Origin of the sequence: Kribbella sp. NPDC051587 (assembly GCF_044453945.1) — a bacterium.
GTDB lineage: Bacteria > Actinomycetota > Actinomycetes > Propionibacteriales > Kribbellaceae > Kribbella.
This window is the reverse complement of sequence record NZ_JBITDE010000002.1, coordinates 1,104,513-1,122,042: the sequence shown is the minus strand read 5'-3', so window position 1 is coordinate 1,122,042 and position 17,530 is coordinate 1,104,513. Positions and strand designations below refer to the sequence as shown.

At 68.3% G+C, this 17,530-nt stretch carries 16 protein-coding genes; 8 read left to right on the top strand and 8 right to left on the bottom strand.

Annotated elements, in window-relative coordinates; genetic code table 11:
• Positions 1-7: 7 nt before the first annotated feature.
• Complete coding sequence (locus ACIA49_RS11740; protein WP_396377075.1) at positions 8-1,138, bottom strand: epoxide hydrolase family protein; 1,131 nt, start codon at positions 1,136-1,138, stop codon at positions 8-10.
• A 62-nt stretch (positions 1,139-1,200) separates the two neighbouring features.
• On the opposite strand from ACIA49_RS11740, the gene ACIA49_RS11735 reads away from it, so the two are divergent.
• Entirely contained in the window at positions 1,201-2,124 is a 924-nt protein-coding gene (locus ACIA49_RS11735) for a helix-turn-helix transcriptional regulator (protein ID WP_396377074.1), read from the top strand.
• Here ACIA49_RS11735 and ACIA49_RS11730 read toward each other — a convergent pair.
• Positions 2,121-2,627 carry a DUF3558 family protein gene (locus tag ACIA49_RS11730; protein ID WP_396377073.1) on the bottom strand — a complete coding sequence of 169 codons (507 nt, stop codon included), beginning with the start codon at positions 2,625-2,627 and terminating at the stop codon, positions 2,121-2,123. The two genes, ACIA49_RS11735 and ACIA49_RS11730, sit on opposite strands and share 4 nt — an antisense overlap.
• A gap of 74 nt (positions 2,628-2,701) precedes the next feature.
• Between ACIA49_RS11730 and ACIA49_RS11725 the strand changes: the two genes are divergently transcribed.
• Positions 2,702-3,526 carry an alpha/beta fold hydrolase gene (locus ACIA49_RS11725; protein ID WP_396377072.1) on the top strand — a complete coding sequence of 275 codons (825 nt, stop codon included), beginning with the start codon at positions 2,702-2,704 and terminating at the stop codon, positions 3,524-3,526.
• Here ACIA49_RS11725 and ACIA49_RS11720 read toward each other — a convergent pair.
• Together ACIA49_RS11720 and ACIA49_RS11715 are read right to left on the bottom strand one after the other, a co-directional pair.
• Positions 3,523-4,431: a ribonuclease Z gene (locus ACIA49_RS11720; RefSeq protein WP_396377071.1), complete on the bottom strand. Its 909-nt coding sequence runs from the start codon at positions 4,429-4,431 to the stop codon at positions 3,523-3,525. The two genes, ACIA49_RS11725 and ACIA49_RS11720, sit on opposite strands and share 4 nt — an antisense overlap.
• Positions 4,428-5,390, bottom strand: a complete 963-nt coding sequence (locus tag ACIA49_RS11715) for a pyridoxal-phosphate dependent enzyme (RefSeq protein ID WP_396377070.1) — start codon at positions 5,388-5,390, stop codon at positions 4,428-4,430. Before ACIA49_RS11715 ends, ACIA49_RS11720 begins: the two co-directional genes overlap by 4 nt.
• A gap of 55 nt (positions 5,391-5,445) precedes the next feature.
• Between ACIA49_RS11715 and ACIA49_RS11710 the strand changes: the two genes are divergently transcribed.
• Positions 5,446-6,438, top strand: coding sequence for a GDSL-type esterase/lipase family protein (locus tag ACIA49_RS11710; protein WP_396377069.1), 993 nt, complete (start codon positions 5,446-5,448; stop codon positions 6,436-6,438).
• Positions 6,439-7,354: 916 nt separating this feature from the next.
• The gene (locus tag ACIA49_RS11705; RefSeq protein WP_396377068.1) at positions 7,355-8,347 is read left to right on the top strand and encodes an alpha/beta fold hydrolase; all 993 of its coding nucleotides are present in this window, start codon (positions 7,355-7,357) and stop codon (positions 8,345-8,347) included.
• A gap of 329 nt (positions 8,348-8,676) precedes the next feature.
• On the opposite strand, the gene ACIA49_RS11700 is transcribed toward ACIA49_RS11705, so the two are convergent.
• Both ACIA49_RS11700 and ACIA49_RS11695 read right to left on the bottom strand, forming a co-directional pair.
• Entirely contained in the window at positions 8,677-9,075 is a 399-nt protein-coding gene (locus tag ACIA49_RS11700) for a hypothetical protein (protein ID WP_396377067.1), read from the bottom strand.
• 251 nt (positions 9,076-9,326) lie between these two features.
• Complete coding sequence (locus ACIA49_RS11695; RefSeq protein WP_396377188.1) at positions 9,327-12,314, bottom strand: glycine--tRNA ligase; 2,988 nt, start codon at positions 12,312-12,314, stop codon at positions 9,327-9,329.
• A 215-nt stretch (positions 12,315-12,529) separates the two neighbouring features.
• Between ACIA49_RS11695 and ACIA49_RS11690 the strand changes: the two genes are divergently transcribed.
• On the top strand, positions 12,530-13,498 hold the full coding sequence (locus ACIA49_RS11690; protein ID WP_396377066.1) for a methyltransferase: 969 nt from the start codon (positions 12,530-12,532) through the stop codon (positions 13,496-13,498).
• Entirely contained in the window at positions 13,495-14,274 is a 780-nt protein-coding gene (locus tag ACIA49_RS11685) for an alpha/beta fold hydrolase (protein WP_396377065.1), read from the top strand. The genes ACIA49_RS11690 and ACIA49_RS11685 overlap by 4 nt, the downstream gene beginning before the upstream one ends.
• Here ACIA49_RS11685 and ACIA49_RS11680 read toward each other — a convergent pair.
• A complete protein-coding gene (locus tag ACIA49_RS11680; RefSeq protein WP_396377064.1) occupies positions 14,230-14,589 on the bottom strand; it encodes a winged helix-turn-helix transcriptional regulator in 360 nt (119 codons plus the stop codon). The genes ACIA49_RS11685 and ACIA49_RS11680 overlap by 45 nt on opposite strands.
• 63 nt (positions 14,590-14,652) lie before the next feature.
• Here ACIA49_RS11680 and ACIA49_RS11675 point away from each other — a divergent pair, with 63 nt between their 5' ends.
• A complete protein-coding gene (locus ACIA49_RS11675) occupies positions 14,653-15,597 on the top strand; it encodes an NADP-dependent oxidoreductase (protein ID WP_396377063.1) in 945 nt (314 codons plus the stop codon).
• Between the two features lie 192 nt (positions 15,598-15,789).
• Positions 15,790-16,416 (top strand): superoxide dismutase, encoded by a 627-nt coding sequence (locus ACIA49_RS11670; RefSeq protein ID WP_396377062.1) that lies wholly within the window; start codon positions 15,790-15,792, stop codon positions 16,414-16,416.
• 33 nt (positions 16,417-16,449) lie between these two features.
• On the opposite strand, the gene ACIA49_RS11665 is transcribed toward ACIA49_RS11670, so the two are convergent.
• Positions 16,450-17,244: an alpha/beta fold hydrolase gene (locus tag ACIA49_RS11665; RefSeq protein WP_396377061.1), complete on the bottom strand. Its 795-nt coding sequence runs from the start codon at positions 17,242-17,244 to the stop codon at positions 16,450-16,452.
• Between the last annotated feature and the right edge of the window lie 286 nt (positions 17,245-17,530).

The window sequence follows — 17,530 nt, the reverse complement described above, 5'->3', positions numbered from 1 at the left end:
GTCCGGCTCACCGAAGGTCGCGGAAGAACTCCCGGACGTCGCCCAGCAGCAGTTCGGGCTCCTCCAAGGCAGCGAAGTGACCGCCGCGAGCGACGTCGGTCCAGCGGGTGACCGTGTTCTCCTGCTCGACGTACTTGCGGACCGGCACGTCGTGGGCGAAAGCGATCACCGCAGTGGGGACGCCGGAGTTCTCCTTGCCGGCTCCCCACGCCTGCGCCTGGGCATACCCGACGTACGCCGCGGAGCCCGCCGTACCGGTCAGCCAGTAGAGCATCGCGTTCGTGAGCAGGCGATCCTTCGTGATGGTGCTACCGGGATCCGTCCAGGCATGGAACTTGTCCATGATCCACGCGAGTTGTCCGACCGGTGAGTCGACCAGGCCGTAGGCGATCGTCTGCGGCCTGGTCGCCTGGATCGCGATGTAGCCGAACTCCTCCTGCATGAACTTCCCGATCCGAGCGACCCGGTCCTGCTCCAACTCGGTCAGGCTGCCCAGCTCCTCCGCGGACAGCGGGTACGGCGGCATCGGGCCGGGCCCGCCGTTCGTGTGCACACCGACCACGTGCTCGCGCGCGGCCCGCGCCACCTCAGGCGACACCGCACCGCCGATGTCTCCACCCTGTACGCCGTACTTGTCGTAGCCCAGCCGGTTCATCAACTCGGCCCAGACCCGGCCGATCCGATCCGCGGTCCACCCGCCCTCGGCGACCGGCCCGGAGAACCCGAACCCGGGCAGCGACGGGATCACCACATGGAACGCGTCCCGCGCCTCACCGCCGTGCGCCACCGGATCCGTCAGCGGCCCGATCAGGTCGAGGAACTCGACCACCGAACCCGGCCAGCCATGCGTCAGCAGCAACGGCAGCGCACCGGGCTCAGCCGAGGTCACGTGCAGGAAGTAGATCTGCTGCCCCTCGATCTCGGTCGTGTACTGCGGAAAGGCGTTCAGCTCAGCCTCCGCAGCCCGCCAGTCGTATTCGGTCCGCCAGTAGTCGACCAGCTCAGCCAGAAACGAGACCGGTACGCCGGTCGTCCAGTCGTCTCCCGGCAACGCGGCCGGGAGGCGGGTCGCGGCCAACTTCGCGGCCAGGTCGTCGAGGGCGCTCTGCGGGATGTCGATGCTGAAGGGCTTGATCATGAAATAAGTCTTGCAGCCGGTTAGGTCAGTTTTAGTCCTAACCATCGGGCAGAATTCAGGACATGCTGGAAACCTCCGCACGCCTCCTCAAACTGCTCTCGCTGCTCCAATCCCCCCGCGACTGGAGCGGTACGGCGCTGGCCGCCGAGCTCGGTGTCGGTCCCCGAACGATCCGCCGTGACGTCGACAAGCTCCGTAACCTCGGCTACCCGGTGGACGCCGTACCGGGTGTGGCCGGCTATCGGCTAGGCGCCGGAGCCTCGCTTCCGCCGCTGCTCCTGGACGACGAGGAGGCCGTTGCCGTCGCCGTCGGCCTCCGAGCCGCCGCCGGAGGCACGGTCGCCGGTATCGAGGAGTCGTCGGTCCGCGCGTTGACCAAGCTCGAACAGGTCCTGCCTTCGCGACTCCGTAATCGGGTGAAGCTGCTCCAGGCCGTCGCGGTCACGCCGTCCGGAGCACCCGCCGTACAGCCGGATGTCCTGCTCGCGGTCGCCGAGGCCTGCCGCGATCACCAGCGAATGCGCTTCGACTATCGCAACCACGACGGCACGGCCGCCCGCCGTACGACGGAGCCGCATCGACTGGTCAACACCGGCCGCCGCTGGTACCTGATCGCCTGGGATCTCGACCGCACCGACTGGCGCACCTTCCGCCTGGACCGCCTCACCCCGGTCGTCCCCACCGGCCCGCGCTTCACGCCGCGCGAAGTCCCCGAGCAGAAGGCCGAGCGCGCCGCCTACCGCTACCAGGCCCGCTTCCTCATCCACGCCCCCGCCGAAGTCGTCGCCGACCAGCTAGGCCCCAACGTCGCCACCGTCACGCCACTCACCGCGACCACGACCACGGTCGAGGCCGGCTCCAACTCCCTCGACGAACTAGCCCTGTACGTCGGTCTCCTCGGTCACCGCTTCGAGATCCAGTCGCCGCCTGAACTCGTCGCCCACGTCCGCGACCTGACTGCTCGACTGACCGCCGCAGTGTCCTAGAGCATCTGCTGCTCGCGGAGCTTCCGGATCGTGCCGGCCGTGACGACCTTCGCCTGAGTACACGCGGCGCTCGCCGACGCCGGCGCCGGATAACCGACCGCTACCTCGACGACCGTCCCCTGCGCTACCGAGAAGATCGCGCCACAGGTTGGGTTCCGTTTGCTCTTACTCACAACGACATTGACCCCGTCGATCTCGACACCCGTGCCGACCGGCTCGGAGAAGATCTGATGGAAGTCGGCCGTAGCGCTCGGGCCCCAACCGATCAGCACCATGATCGAGAAGTTGTCTACCGAGCTCCAGACACAGTTGCTGGTGGTCTCACCCCGGTAGTCACTCGACTGTTCGAGGTGATGCGTCTCCAGTATCTCCCGGCTGACCAGCCGACAAGGCTCGGCCTCCTGCGCCGAGGGAGGAGGCGTAGGCACGGCCTGCGGCACGACCGTCGTACCGCAGGCACTCAAGGCACCCACGACAGCCAGCAGCCCCGCGGCTCGGATCATGACGGCAACGTACCGAGAGGGTCTCGGGACCGGTCCCCGGTGACGTGGGCGGGCATCGGCGGTAGCGTGCGGTCATGTCGCTGACCGGGGTCGAGGATCGGTACGTCGAGACAGTGCTGGGCCGGATCCGGTTGCGGGTCGGGGGTTCCGGGGAGGCGATGCTGTTCTGGCCGAGCCTGCTGATGGACGGCACTCTGTGGGCCGGGCAGGCGGCGCACTTCCTGGATCGCTATCAGGTGGTGCTGGTGGATCCGCCGGGCCACGGGGGTAGTTCGGATCTGGCGGGGCCGTTCAGTTTCGAGCAGTGCGCGGAGGTCGTGCGCGCGATCATCGATGCCTTGGGCATCGACAAGGTCCATGTCATCGGCAACAGTTGGGGCGGGATGATCGGCGGCACGTTCGCCGCGATACACCCGGACCGGATCGGCCTTGCTGTGTTGATGAATGCGACCGCCTCACCGTCCAACACCCGGCAGAAGCTCGAGTACGGCGTACTGACCGGTGCCGCTCGATTGCTCGGCGGGATCCGTGGACCGCTGGTCGGTCCAGTGGTCGACGCCTTCCTCGGTCCGACGGCCAAACACGAGAAGCCGGAAGTCGTTGCCACAGTCAAGCAACTGGCTCAGCAGGTGAACGTGAAGTCGGGCATGCACGCCGTTACCAGCGTGGTCCCGCGCCGGCCCGACCAGCGCAGCCTCTTCGGCCAGATCCGCACCCCGGTCCTCGTCGTGGCCGGCGCCGAGGACGCGACCTTCCCGGTCGCCGAGACCGAAGCCATGGCTGACTCCATCCCCGGCGCGCGGTTCGTCGTACTGGAGCAGTCAGCTCACCTGGCCGCCCTCGAATCCCCCACCGAGGTCAACGCCCTCATCGACGACTTCCTGCTCGACAACAACTAGCGGCGGGGAGGGACCGACGTACGGGAGAGGTCGGAGGCTACGACGATCTCGCCGGTGAACTCGGCGGCGGCTTCTTCATGGAAGCGTTCGGGTTCGAGGTAGCGCTGGGAGAAGTGAGTGAGGACGAGTTTGCGGACGCCGGCCTCCTCAGCGACCCGGGCGGCCTGGCGGGCGGTGAGGTGGCCGAAGCGACGGGCGAGGTCGGCCTCGGCGGACAGATAGGTCGACTCGATGACGAGCAGGTCGGCCTGGTCGGCCAGGGCGAGCACGTTCGCGCAGAGCCGGGTGTCCATGATGAACGCGAAACGCTGGCCGCGCCGGGGTTCGCTGACCTGATCGAGGTCCACCGTCCGGCCGTCGACCACGATCGAGCCGGTGCGTTGGAGTCGGGCGATATCGGGCCCGGCGACGCCAAGGGCCTTGAGCTGGTCGGGCAGCATGCGACGTCCGTCGGGCTCGATCAGCTGGTACCCGAACGACTCGAGCGAGTGCTCCAACCGCCGCGCCCACAACTGGCCGAACGGGCCGACGGCCAGCAGACCGTCCTCCTCGACCGGCTCCTCCAGCAACTCCGCCCGCTCGTAGAACGAAGCGGCGTACCGGAGGCGGTTGAAGTACTCCTGCCCGGACGCCGGGTAGTGCGCCCGGACAGCATGCGGTACGTCGTCCAGCGAGAGCCGCTGGACGATCCCCGGTACGCCGAGACAGTGGTCGCCGTGGAAATGCGTGATGCAGAGTCGCGTGATCGCGCCGGCCGCGACCCCGGCGTACAGCATCTGTCGTTGCGTCCCCTCCCCCGGATCGAACAGGAACCCGTCCTCGTCCCAGCGCAGGAAGTATCCGTTCTGGGTACGTTCCCGCGACGGCACCTGGCTTCCGGTGCCGAGGATGACCAGCTCCCTCAACGCAGGACCTCAGCCAGCGTCTTCGCCGAGATGTTCGCTCCGCATGAGACCACGGCCACCCGCCCGCCGGTCAGCGTCCGGGCCGCTGCGAACGCCATCGCGGCCGAGCCCTCGATCAGGTGGTGTTCGGTGTCGATGACCGCCCGCAGCGCATCGCGGATCGCGGGCTCGTCGACCAGGATCCACTCGTCGACCAGTTCCCGGCACAGGTCGAAGGTGATCGACCCCGGTTCGACACTGCCCGCCGTACCGTCGGACAACGTCGGCGCGGCATCGACCGGGATGATCTTGCCCGCGCGCACCGACTCGGCCATCGCGGCATCGGCGGTCGGCGAGGCGCCGTACACCTTGATGCCGGGGAGTTGCTGCTTGAGTACCGCGGCGACTCCGCTGATCAATCCGCCGCCACCAACCGCGACCACGACTCCGTCGAGTTGCTCGCCCTTCAACTGCTTGACCAGCTCAACGCCGATCGTGCCTTGGCCGGCGATGACATCGGCATCGTTGTACGGCGAGACGTAGGTCAGACCTTGTTCGTCCGCGTACGCGCGTGCCTTGAGCTCCTGGGCGCCGGTGTCGTTGCCCTCGGCCCGCAATTCGGCGCCGAGTCGCTGGAGTGCGGCGACCTTGCTGCTCGACGCGTTCTCCGGCAGGTAGACGATCGCGCGCCCACCCAGCAGGGCGAGCGCGTTGGCGACGCCGAGGCCGTGATTGCCGGAGGATGCCGTGACCACGCCGGCCTCTCGCTCCTCGTCCGTCAGCGTGAGGATCTTCGCCAGCGCACCGCGCGCCTTGAACGAACCGGTCCGCTGCAGGTGTTCACACTTGGCCAGTACGTCGACGCCGAGGTCCGCGCTGAAGCCGTGGAACGGCAGGAGGGGCGTCGGCGGCAGGTACTCGTGCAGCGACGGCGCGATGCCCCGCGAACGATCGGCGATCTCGGCAGCGCTGACCGGCATTGTGCCTCCTCATAAGCTGTGCGTCTCGACTGCAGGCTATCCGGAGGGTGGGCGCGTGACGGAGTCTCTATGGAGCGGGTACCAGTACGCCGATACCACCTCCGACGGGTGGACGACGTACTGGCGTCTGGACCCGCGCGGCGCGGACCCCACGCTGACGGAGTGGACCGGTGACCCCGACCGGCCCGGCCAACGCCTGTGGGAACGCGCGGCAACGCCGGCCGGAGTCCACGCCCGCTGGAGTACGGCGGCGACGTCGCTCCGACTCGAACTCCGCGCGGCCCGAGGCATCGCCAAGCGGGTCGCCCCACTCGACGTACTGGTCGACGGTGCGCTGCACCACCGGTGTGAGGTCGCTGAGGGTGAGCAGGAGCTGGTCGTCTCGCTCCCTGGCAGTCCGGCGACTGTCGAGATCTGGCTGCCGCAGCTAGGGCGGGTCGCGCTGCGCGGACTTGCCTTCGACGGTCCCGCCGAACCGGTCGCGATCACGGGCCCGCGGTGGACGACGTACGGCAGCTCCATCACCCAGGCCGGCGGAGCCGCTGGGCCCTCCGAAACCTGGCCCGCCCTGGTTGCCCGCCACCACGGCTGGCACCTGACGTGCCTCGGTCTCTCCGGCGAATGCCACCTCGACCCAGTGGTCGCCCGAACCATCCGAGACACCCCAGCCCGGCTCATCTCCCTCTGCCTCGGAGTCAACATCTACGGCGGCGCCACCTACAGCGGCCGCACCCTCCCCAGCCAAGTCGAGTCCTTCGTCACCACAATCCGCGACGGCCACCCCTCGACCCCCATCGTCGTGATCACCCCCTTGGTGGTCCCCGACCGCGAAGGCGAACGCAACGCCGTCGGCCTGACGTTGGACGACGTCCGCGACTGCGTAGAACGCGGCGCGCGCGCAGACCCCGCCGTACAACTGATCGACGGCCGCACCATTCTCACCCCGGACGAAGCCCGCACCCTCTACACCGACGGCCTCCACCCCGGCCCCGAAGGCTACCGAGTCATCGCCAACCGCCTCATCCCCCTCCTAACCCTCCCCACCTAACAACCACACCAGGCGCTCCACCCCACCCCCGCACCCGGCCCCCACCCCCGCACCCGGCCCCCGCCCCCGTGGTCGTGCCCGGGTGGGTCGTGCCCGGCTGGGTCGTGCCCGGGTGGGTCGTGCCCGGGGTGGGTCGTGCCCGGGTGGGTCGTGCCCGCCCGGGCGGGGTCCGTGGTGGCGGAGGCCTAGTGGCCAACCGACCGGCGCGGGCCGGCTCAAGGGCTGCTCGCTTGCATCCCCAGCCCCCTCTGACCATCTGATGGGTTGACCCATGCCGTTGTGGGTTCTACACCCGCATGAGAGTGCAAAACCCACAAGGTGGTGGGTGAACCCACCAGATGCCACACGGTCCAGCGCGCTGCCCGGCAACCGGGTGGGCGCGACCGCGTGGTCGCGCCAACTCGGGCGGGTCCGTGGTGGCGGTGGTCTGGTGGCCAACCGACCGGCGCGAAGCTGGGTCAAGGGATTGCTCGCCCGCATCCCGATCCCCCGCTCACCATTTGGTGGGTTAACCCACGCCGTTGGGGGTTCCGTACCCGCATGAGCGCGCGGAACCCCCAAGTTGATGGGTGAACCCACCAAATGCCACACGGTCCAGCGCGCTGGGCCGTGCAACCACAAGCGACCAGGGTGGGCGCGACCGCGTACACGGGTGGTTGCTCGCCGCTGCGGCCGTTTCCTGAAAGCAGGGGGCTGCGCCGGGCAGGTGGCTGAGGGGGATGGTTCGGTTGGCGACCATGTGCCGGTTGCTTGGGCTGCCGGGCTGTGGCTGAGGTTCGGGAGGTGCGTTAGCCGGTGATTTTTCGGGTCCAGGCGACGAAAAATCACCGACTAACGTGCACGGACGAGGTGAACCACTCCACGCGGGCCGGGGAGGTATGGGCTCCTCCGCGGCCGGTGTTTGGGAGCATGGGGTGTGGGTTTGTTCGAGAAGGCTGCGGTGCGGGACTCGGGGATGCTGCCGGTGGGTGGCGGGCATGAGGTCTACTGGGAGGAGTCCGGGAACCCGAACGGGATTCCTGCGGTGTATCTGCACGGTGGGCCCGGTGGGTCGCTCGGCAAGGGGAGCTATCGCGCGAAGTTCGACCCGGATCGGTTCCGGATCATCGGTCTTGACCAGCGTGGCTGCGGCCGCTCCACACCGCACGTGACAACGCCTGGGTATGACCTTGGCGAGAACACCACCGGCCTCCTCATCGACGACCTCGAGACACTCCGTGAACACCTGAGGGTCGAACGCTGGCTGGTCAACGGGGTCTCGTGGGGGTCGACGCTTGCCCTCGCTTATGCGCAAGCACATCCACAGCGGGTGAGTGGCGTCGTACTGATGGCTGTCACGACGACCGATCGCTTTCAGGTGGAGTGGATCACCGAGACCGTCGGGGCGATCTATCCCGAGGCCTGGGATCGGGCTGCCGGTCACGCGGAGCAGGCAGGTGTTGGGTACCGCCGGGGTGAGGAGCGGTTGGTCGAGGCATATGCGCGTCTGATGACCGACGCCGATCCCGCCGTACGGGATGCCGCTTCTTTGGCCTGGATGGACTGGGAGGACAGCCACGTGTCCATCGGCAGCGGTACGACGACGCACAGCGGCGGCGCGTGGGAGGACGCGCACCACCGGCAGGGCTTCGCGACCCTGGTGACGCACTACTGGGCGCACGACGCGTTCCTGGATCCGCCCGTCCTGGAACGGATGGAGCGGTTGGAGGGCATCCCTGCGACGTTGATTCATGGGCGTCGCGATGTGAGCGGGCCGGCTGTGGTTGCTTGGGATGTGCACCGCGGCTGGCCCGGTAGCGAGCTGATCGTCGTCGAGGACGAGGGGCACGGCGGACCCGCGATGGTCGACGCTTGGTGCCGCGCGATCAGCCGTCACGCCGACCGTTTGGAGCGAGAGCATCCCCGGTGATGCGCTGCCCGAGTACGGCGGCATCGTCCTCAACGGACTGGACGAGCAGACCGTGGTGGTGTGCACGGCATTGAATCCCCGCGAGTCTTGCGCGCTCTCTGACCGCTGTCTTTGAGCAGCGGAAATCTCTGGCTGGGGGGATCGAGGAGATTGGAGTCCACTCTCTTCAAGGGCCTGATCTCGATGCCGGGGGCCAGGACTCTCGGAGAAGTCAGCGACGGCAGCAACTCCCCCTTCGCAGCCCGTCTCTCCGCCTACGCGGGTCTCGCCCGCGCCGGGCCGCCTCCTTTCGCGATGCTCCACGGCGGCACGCCACCGCCATCACTCGTTCACCGAATCGGCATGCCCCCGTGAGGACTGTTCACGACCATGGCCAGTGATCCAGCGGCAAGGTAGTCATGACCCGGGAAATACTCGATGTGCTGATGCCCGCCGTCGGCCATCTCCGCTATCGACCGAACTTCGTCAGCGAGGGCAGTCAAGCCCGGCCGGTCTCCCTCGATCAGTAGAACGCTGTGCTCCGAGTCGACTCTGATACGGACACCAGGGCCGCTGGTGGTCACTACCTCGACCGAAGCCAGTTCAGTGCCCCCGAAGCTCGGCTCATCCGAGGCGGTGGTTTCCACGCAGCCCTCCCCCGCGATGAGGACGAGGGCGAGGTCACGGAGTTCCGCGGCGGCGCCCGAGACGTCCAGCCCGCTCTCAGCGGGAAGGAACAAGATTCTCATCCACATGACCCCTTCGATTCCACAACGCCGGCCCCAACTATCAAAGCTGTTGCCCCAGCTCAACCGGGCTTCCTCGGCTCCAAACCAGCCGTCAAGGACGCTACTCACCACTTGGCTAAAGCCAAGCACGGTCAGCAACGAGACCGCGGCAACCACAAGCGGCCTGGGGTGGGCACGACCACGTGGGTCGGGAACACGTGCACGGGTGGGGTTGACCACCCGCGCCGGGTGAGGGCGCGGGTGGGAACCACTTACTCCGCCGGGGTTAGGGAGGTGCCTAGGGCTTGCCAGTCGAGGACTGGGGCGGCGAGGGTGCCGATGGTGGCCAGGAGGCCTAGGCGGGCGGCTTTGACCTCGGGGTCTTCGGCCATCACCAGGATCTCTTCGAAGAAGGTGGTGACGGGGTCGACGAGGATCGAGGCGGCGGGGACGAAGTCGCCGAGGGCGGTGGGCGCTTGGCCTACCTTCTGGACGGTTTCGTGGAGGACTACTTCGGCGGGCTCGGTCAGTTTGGAGGCGTCGTACGACGCTTCCGTGCCTTCCGGGACGATGCGACGGACTCGCTGGAGGACGGCGACCAGTTGGGCGAAGTCGGCGCTGCCGACCAGGTCCTTGAGGCTGGCGAGGGTTTCGTCGGCGACGGCCGGGGCGGTGGCCAGCGGGAGGACGGCGGCCACCTGGAGGTGGTCGTCGCCGCGGTCGATGAGCTGCTGCTCGTAGCGCCGGACGGTGAACTCGACGACCTCTTCCAGTGAAGAGGCCGGTACGGCGATGCCGTGGGCGCCGATCTCCGCCGCGGCGGCCTGGAGGCCGGTCGAGAGGGTGATCGCACGCAGCGACGGGTGCTCGCGCAGGATCGCGACCACACCACCGGCGGCACGACGCAGGGCGAACGGGTCCGAGCTGCCGGTCGGCTTCGCGCCGATGCCGAACAGGCCGGCCAGGAGGTCGAAGCGGTCCGCGAGGGCCAGCAGGGCGCCCGGGGTGGTCGACGGGACCGGGTCGCCGGCCGAGCGCGGGAGCTCCATGTCGAAGAGCGCCTGCGCGACCGCCTCGGTCTCGCCGGCACGGCGCGCGTACTCACGCGCCATCGTTCCGGCGAGTGAAGTCAGCTCGACCACCATCTGGGAGCCGAGGTCGAACTTCGCCAGCTCGGCCGCCCGCTTGAGCGTCTCCAGGTCGTCGCCCTCGACGCCGGCCACCGGGGCCAGCGCCAAGGCGATCCGGCCGATGCGGCCGGCGCGGTCGGCCATCGAGCCGAGCTTCTCCTCGAAGGCGAGCTTGTCGAGCTCGGCCTTCATGTCGGCCAGCGGCGTCTCGAGGTCGGCCCGCCAGAAGAAGGCGGCGTCCTCGTAGCGAGCGCGCAGTACGCCCTCGTTGCCGTTCCGGACGGTCGCCTCGTTCACCGAGCCGTTCGCCACGGCGACGAAGTGCGGCAGCAGCTTGCCGTCCGCGTCGCGAACCGGCAGGTAACGCTGGTGCTTGCGCATGACCGTGGTGAGGATCTCCGGCGGCAGCTCCAGGTAGTCGGCGGAGAAGTTGCCCAGGATCGGCGTCGGCTCCTCGACCAGGTTGACGATCTGGTCGAGCAGCGCGGACTCGGCCGCGAAGTCGATGCTGCCGGTGACCTCGGCGGCGAGCCGCTCGGAGGTCTCGACGATCAACTGACGGCGGCGAGCCGGGTCGGCCTCGATGCCGTGGATCCGGAGCAGGTCCAGGTACCCCTCGGCGGACACGATCTCCACCTTCGGCGGAGCCGCGGTCCGGTGCACGCGGGTGACCCGGCCGGCGGTCAGCGACGACACGGAGACCGGGACGATCTCGTCACCGAGCAGCGCCACCAGCCAGCGGACCGGCCGGGTGAAGGACAGCTTGGCGTCGTTCCAGCGCATGTTCTTGTCCGAGCGCAGTCCGGCGACGATCTCGCTCAGGACGCCGCTCAGCACCTCGGCCGCGCCGCGACCCGGGTCCGGCTTGGTGACGGCGACGTACTCGACGCCGTCGACGTCCAGGGTGTGCAGCTCGCTGACGTCGACGCCCTGACCGCGGGCGAACCCGGCGGCGGCCTTGGTCACGTTGCCGTCGGCGTCGTACGCGGCGACCTTCTTCGGGCCGCGGTTGACGCGCTCCGCGTCCGGCTCGCCGGCCTGCACCTCGGCGACGAAGGCGACGACGCGGCGCGGGGTCGCGTAGACCGTGATGGCGCCGTGGCCGAGCCGGGTCGCGCCCAGCTTCTCGGTCAGCGCGGCCTTCACCGCCGCGGAGGTCTTGGTGACCTCCGACGGCGGCATCTCCTCGGTACCGATCTCGAAGGTCAGCTGCCGGGTCCCGGTGGCGACCGGGAAGGTCGTCGGGGCCTCAGCGGCCGGCGGCAGCTCGGCGAGGCCGAGCGGGTGCTCCAGCTCGGTACGGCGCTCTGCCCAGAGCTGAGCCACCTCACGGGCCAGCGTGCGCATCCGGGAGAACGCCTTGGCGCGCTCCGTCGTGCTGACCGCACCGCGGGCGTCGAGGACGTTGAAGGTGTGTGAACAGCGCAGCACCTGGATGTGCGCGGGCACCGGCAGCCGCAGGTCGAGCAGGCGGCGGGCCTCGTTCGCGTACTCCTCGAAGAGCCGCTTCTGCGACTCCACGTCGGCGTCGTCCAGGTAGTACCGGCTCATCTCGTACTCGGCCTGGCCGAAGGCCTCGCCGTACGAGATGCCGGGCGCGTAGGCGATGTCCTTGAAGTGCGAGACGCCCTGCAGCGCCATCATGATCCGCTCGATGCCGTAGGTGATCTCCACCGACACCGGGTCCAGCGTCATCCCGCCGGCCTGCTGGAAGTAGGTGAACTGGGTGATCTCCAGCCCGTCCAGCCACACCTCCCAGCCCAGCCCCCAGGACCCCGTCGCCGGGTTCGCCCAGTTGTCCTCGACGAACCGGACGTCGTGCGCGTGGATGTCGACGCCGAGCGCGGTCAGGCTGTCGAGGAACAGCTCCTGCGGGTTGCCCGGGTCCGGCTTGAGCACCACCTGGAACTGGGTGTGCGTCTGCAGCCGGTTCGGGTTCTCGCCGTACCGGGCGTCGTCGGGCCGGACACTCGGCTCGACGTAGGCGACCCGCCACGGCTCGGGACCGAGCACCCGCAGGATCGTCGCCGGGTTCAGCGTCCCGGCACCGACCTCGGTGTTGAACGGCTGCACGATCATGCAGCCCCGGTCGGTCCAGTACTTCGTCAGCGCGATCAGCGCGTCCTGCATGGTGAGCACAGCAAACCTCAAGCCGTCTTCGGGGATTCCTGGGCAAAGTCTATTCGGTTTCCGGCGTCTAGAATGACCGGGTGACCTCGCCCCTGCATGCAGCGGTAGTCCGCTAGTTCCGTCGTCCGCTCCCCGGCGCCGATCAGGCCTCCGGGTGAGCCGTGCTGCCCTATTCGGCCTCGATGGCAGGGACGACTCTCTTGACACTCATCACCGTGGACGACTCCGTCTCCGCGGACCGGGCGCTACGCCTGATCCGCGGCGGCAGCACCCTCCGCTGGGAGGGCGATTTCCAGAATGCGAGACAACTGCTCGCCGCGCTCGGCCGCCGGACCCGGCGGGTTCACCATCTCAATTCGTTGCTCATAGCAACAACCGACTACGAGATCCGGTTGCGGCGAGCACCGGACGTACGACGCGCCTGCCGGCAGGCGTACGGCCCGCCGACCGGCGACCGTTTGATCCCGCTCCGCGAACTGCTGGGCGTGATCGGCGCGCATCAGTTGCGGGAACGCGGCATCTATCTACAGGCACTGGATGCCCGAATCCACCCACACTATGGGGTTTTCGCCCCGACAAGATCCGAGTACGTCGACCTGGTCGCCGCCGAGCCGATACCACCGACCGCGAAGGTGGCGTTCGACATCGGAACCGGAACCGGCGTACTCGCAGCAGTACTGCGCAGACGCGGCATTGCGAAGGTCGTTGCCACAGACAACAATCCGCGCGCGGTCGCGTGCGCACGAGAGAATCTGGCCGCTCTCGTAGTGAGCGATCCGAAGGTGGTGAGGACGCACGAAGCAGGCAACACGCCGGGAGCGATTGAGGTGGTTGAGGGGGACCTGTTTCCGGCGGGGCGGGCGGATCTGATCGTTTGCAATCCGCCGTGGGTCTCCAAACGGCCCAGGACGCTTCTAGACACGGCCGTGTTCGACGAGGACAGCCGGATGCTCCATGGATTCCTGTACGGCGTCCGCGAGCACCTCAATCCGGGTGGGGAGGCCTGGTTGATCATGGGGCTGAGGCCTCGGGATGAGCTGCTCACGCTGTTCCGGAAGGCCGGCTTACGGGTCGTGGGGCGGTCGAGCGTCGTACCGACGCACCGGAGAGCTCGGGTGGATGAAACGACCGATTTGTGGCGGTTGTGTCCATCGGATGCGGCGCCGTTCGTGGAGGAGGCATGAACAACACAGAGCTTTACTACGAGGTACGTGGCAGTGGACCGCTGGTCGTGCTGGTCGGGGCGCCGATGGGGGCGGACGCGTTCGCGCCGCTGGCGGAGCTACTCGCGGACGGGTACAGCGTGCTGACGACGGATCCGCGCGGCATCAACCGCAGCAGGTTCACCGACGGCGGTACGTCGACGCCGGAGCAGCGGGCGGATGACCTGGCGTGGTTGATCCGGGAGGTCGACCGCGGGCCGGCGGTGGCGTTCGGGTCCAGCGGCGGGGCGGTGAGCGTGCTGGCGCTGGCGCAGAACCATCCGGAGACCGTCCACAAGGTGATCGCGCATGAGCCGCCGTTGGATCGGCTCGTCCCGGACGGGGACGAGCTGCTCGCGAAGTCGGAGAAGTTGATGGCCGACTACCTCAGCGGCGACACCGTCGGCGCCTGGAAGCAGTTCTTCGCGCTGGCGAACATCGAACTGCCGCCGGGGATGGCGGAGCAGATGTTCAGTGGTGAGCGGGACGCCGACGAGCGGTTCTGGTTCGAGCACGAGATGCGGGAGTCGATCAGCTGGCAGCCCGACATCGCCAAGCTGCAGAACGTGATCGTCGGCATCGGCGAGGACTCGAAGGGTCAGCTGTGCGATCGCACCTCGACCGCACTGGCCGGCCTGCTCGGCATCGAGCCGACGCGGTTCCCCGGCGGTCACACCGGGTTCGCGGACGACCCGAAGACGTTCGAACCTGCGCTACGCCGTCAGCTTGTCGAGATTGACTTCCACCCAGGTGCGTAGCGCGGACAACGGCACGGAGACGCTGTGGCCGAGGTCGGTCAGCGAGTACTCCACGTGCAGCGGCACCGCGGGGTAGATCTCGCGGTGCAGGAAGCCGTTCTCCTCCAGGCGCCGCAGGGTCGCGGTCAGCACCTTCGGGCTGATGCCCTGCAGTTGCCGTTGCAGCTCGCCGAACCGCAGCGGGCCGCCCTCCAGCGCACCGATCGCGAGGGCGGCCCACTTGTTCGCGAGCAGGTCGAGGACCTCGCGGCACGGGCACTGTGCCGCGTACACGTCGTGGTGGTCGTGCTTCCCGGTGGCGCATTCGGTACTCATACTTCCCAAAAGATAGCAGCTGCCCTTGCGGGAAACTAGGGCCCTATCGATACCTTCTCGGACATGAGAGCCATCACCCAGAAAGAGTTCGGTGGTCCGGAGGTCCTGCAGCTGGTCGAGATCGACCGGCCCGAGCCCCTGCCGACCGAGGTACTGGTCCGCGTCCACGCTGCCGGAGTGAACCCCGTCGACGCCAAGACCCGGGCGGGCGGCGGCGTCGCCGGCGTCCTCGGCGAGCTGCCGTTCGTCCTCGGATGGGACGTGTCGGGTGTCGTCGAGGCGGTCGGCCATGGCGTGCACACACTCGCCGTGGGCGACGAGGTCTACGGGATGCCGTGGTTCCCGCGGGCGGCCTCGGCCTACGCGGAGTACGTGACCGCCCCATCCCGGCACTTCGCCCGCAAGCCCGCCGGCCTCACCCACGAGGAGGCCGCCGCACTCCCCTTGGCCGGACTGACGGCGTACCAGATCCTGACGGCGCTGGCCGACGTACAGGCTGGTCAGCGCGTGCTGATCCACGCTGCGGCAGGCGGGGTCGGCCACCTGGCCGTCCAGTTCGCCAAGGCGCTCGGCGCCCACGTCGTCGGTACGGCGAGTGCCGCCAAGCACGAGTGGTTGCGCGGGCTCGGGGCCGACGAGGTGATCGACTACACGACCACTGCCGTCGAGGAGGCGACCGACGAGATCGATGTCGTGATCGACCTGATCGGCAGCAAGACGACCCTCGACCAGTCGATCCAGGTACTCAAGCCCGGTGGACTGTTGGTCGCCGTACCGTCCGGGACCTCGCCCGAGCTGCTCGAGTCGGCGAAACAGACCGGTGTCCGGGTGAGCGGCTACCTGGTCGAGCCGGACGGGCACGCGCTCGGCGAGATCGCCGAACTGGTCGAGAGCGGCAAGGTCCGGGTCGAGGTCGAGCACGTCTTCCCCTGGACCGAGGTCGCCGAGGCACACCGTCAGCAGGAGTCCGGCCGCACCCGCGGCAAGCTGGTTCTGAGCGTGAACTGAGACGCACCGTCGGTCCCTGCGGGGCCATATGTGAAGCTGGGGGTGTCCGGTGATTGATGTGGTTCACATCGGGCACCGGTCGGAGGTGCTGCCGGGACCCGTCCCTCCGCGTGGCGCCTTGACCTCAACCGTGGTTGAAGTTTCAAGCTGGACAGGCATACGGCCCCGCAGGCCCCCGACGAAGGAGCAGAGTTGACCACGTATTCGCTTCCCGATCTTTCCTACGACTACGGCGCACTGGCACCGAGCATCGCCGGTGAGATCATGGAGCTGCACCACTCCAAGCACCACGCGACCTATGTGAAGGCCCTGAACGACACCCTGGACAAGCTGGCCGAGGCCCGCGACAAGGGCGACTTCGGCGCGATCGTCGGCCTCGAGAAGACGCTGGCGTTCAACCTCGGCGGCCACGTCAACCACTCGATCTTCTGGAAGAACCTGTCTCCGGACGGTGGCGACAAGCCGGACGGCGAGCTGGGTGCGGCGATCGACGAGTCGTTCGGCTCGTTCGACGGCTTCCAGGCGCACTTCACCGCGGCCGCCACCACGATCCAGGGCTCCGGCTGGGCGATCCTGGGCTGGGACGCGCTCGCCGGTCAGCTGCTGATCCACCAGCTGTACGACCAGCAGGGCAACCTGCCGGCCGGGCAGACCCCGATCGCGATGCTCGACATGTGGGAGCACGCCTTCTACCTGCAGTACAAGAACGTGAAGCCGGACTACGTCAAGGCTTGGTGGAACGTCGTCAACTGGGCCGACGCCCAGGCGCGTTTCGACGCCGCCCGCGCCGGCGCCGGCGCACTGATCACCGGCGCCTGACAACCACCGAAGCCCTGGTGAACCGCGACCGGTTCACCGGGGCTTCGTGCTGTATTCGGTGATCACCGGAGCGATCGCCTTGGCCGCCATCATGTGCGTCTGACCTGGCACTTCGTGCAGCTCCGCACCCGGTACGGCGGTCGCCACGGCCGCGACCGAGTTCTTCATCCAGGCCGGGCTCTTACCGCCGAAAACCGCCAGCACCGGTACGCCGATCGCCGCCCACTGCGCCGGGTCGAGCGGTCGACCCTGCCCGTTGGGTGCGACGAAGCGAGCGTCGTACGGGAGGGTGTGCGCCATGGCCTTCAGCTGCTTCCAGGCCGGCATCAGCCGCATCATCGTCACCATCGGCCCGGGCAGTCCGACGCCTTTGGTCATGAAGTACTTCACCGCATCGGCCGGCTCCCGCGCCTCCAGGTCAGCGACGAAGGTGGAGGGCATCGGCTTGCGGGTGTCGTCCACCACGAACGGCGGCTCGAACGCGATCAGCTTCTCGATCGGGAGCCCGGCATTCGCGGCCGCCAGCGCGAGCGCCGCGCCGGACGACGTGCCATAGACGTACGCCGATCCGCCGGCGACCTCGATCATCGCGGCCAGGTCCTCGATCTCGCGCTCGACCGCGTAGTCCGCGGTGTCACCGGAGTCGCCCCGACCGCGGCGGTCGTAGTTGTAGACCGTGAAGTGGTCCGCGAGCAGCTCGGCGAGCTCGGGCATCGGACCTTGCGCGCGGCTGCAGAGCGCGCCGTCGACCAGAACGAGCGCCGGACCCTCTGAGCCCCGCCGGTCGTAGGCGATCGTCGTACCGTCCTTGGAAACCGTGGTGTGCATGGCACTGCTCCTTCGCTGAAGTGGTCTTGGCAGTGCGTCGAACATTCTCCCGCCGGATCGACACAGCGTGCGGAAATTACCCGGGGTGAGGAGGAAAACCCGTGTCGTTCGGAGCTTGATGTGACTTGGGTCACAGCTGGTCGCGATGCGCAGTCATCGGATGACAGGGTGCGGTCAACAAGCGTCCGCCTCGCTTGTCATGAGGTGGGGCTGCGACGTTCCGGCCAGGAACGAGCTTGGGGGCTCGTCCACGTTCCTGGCGCCAGACGGAACTGGGAGGATTTCT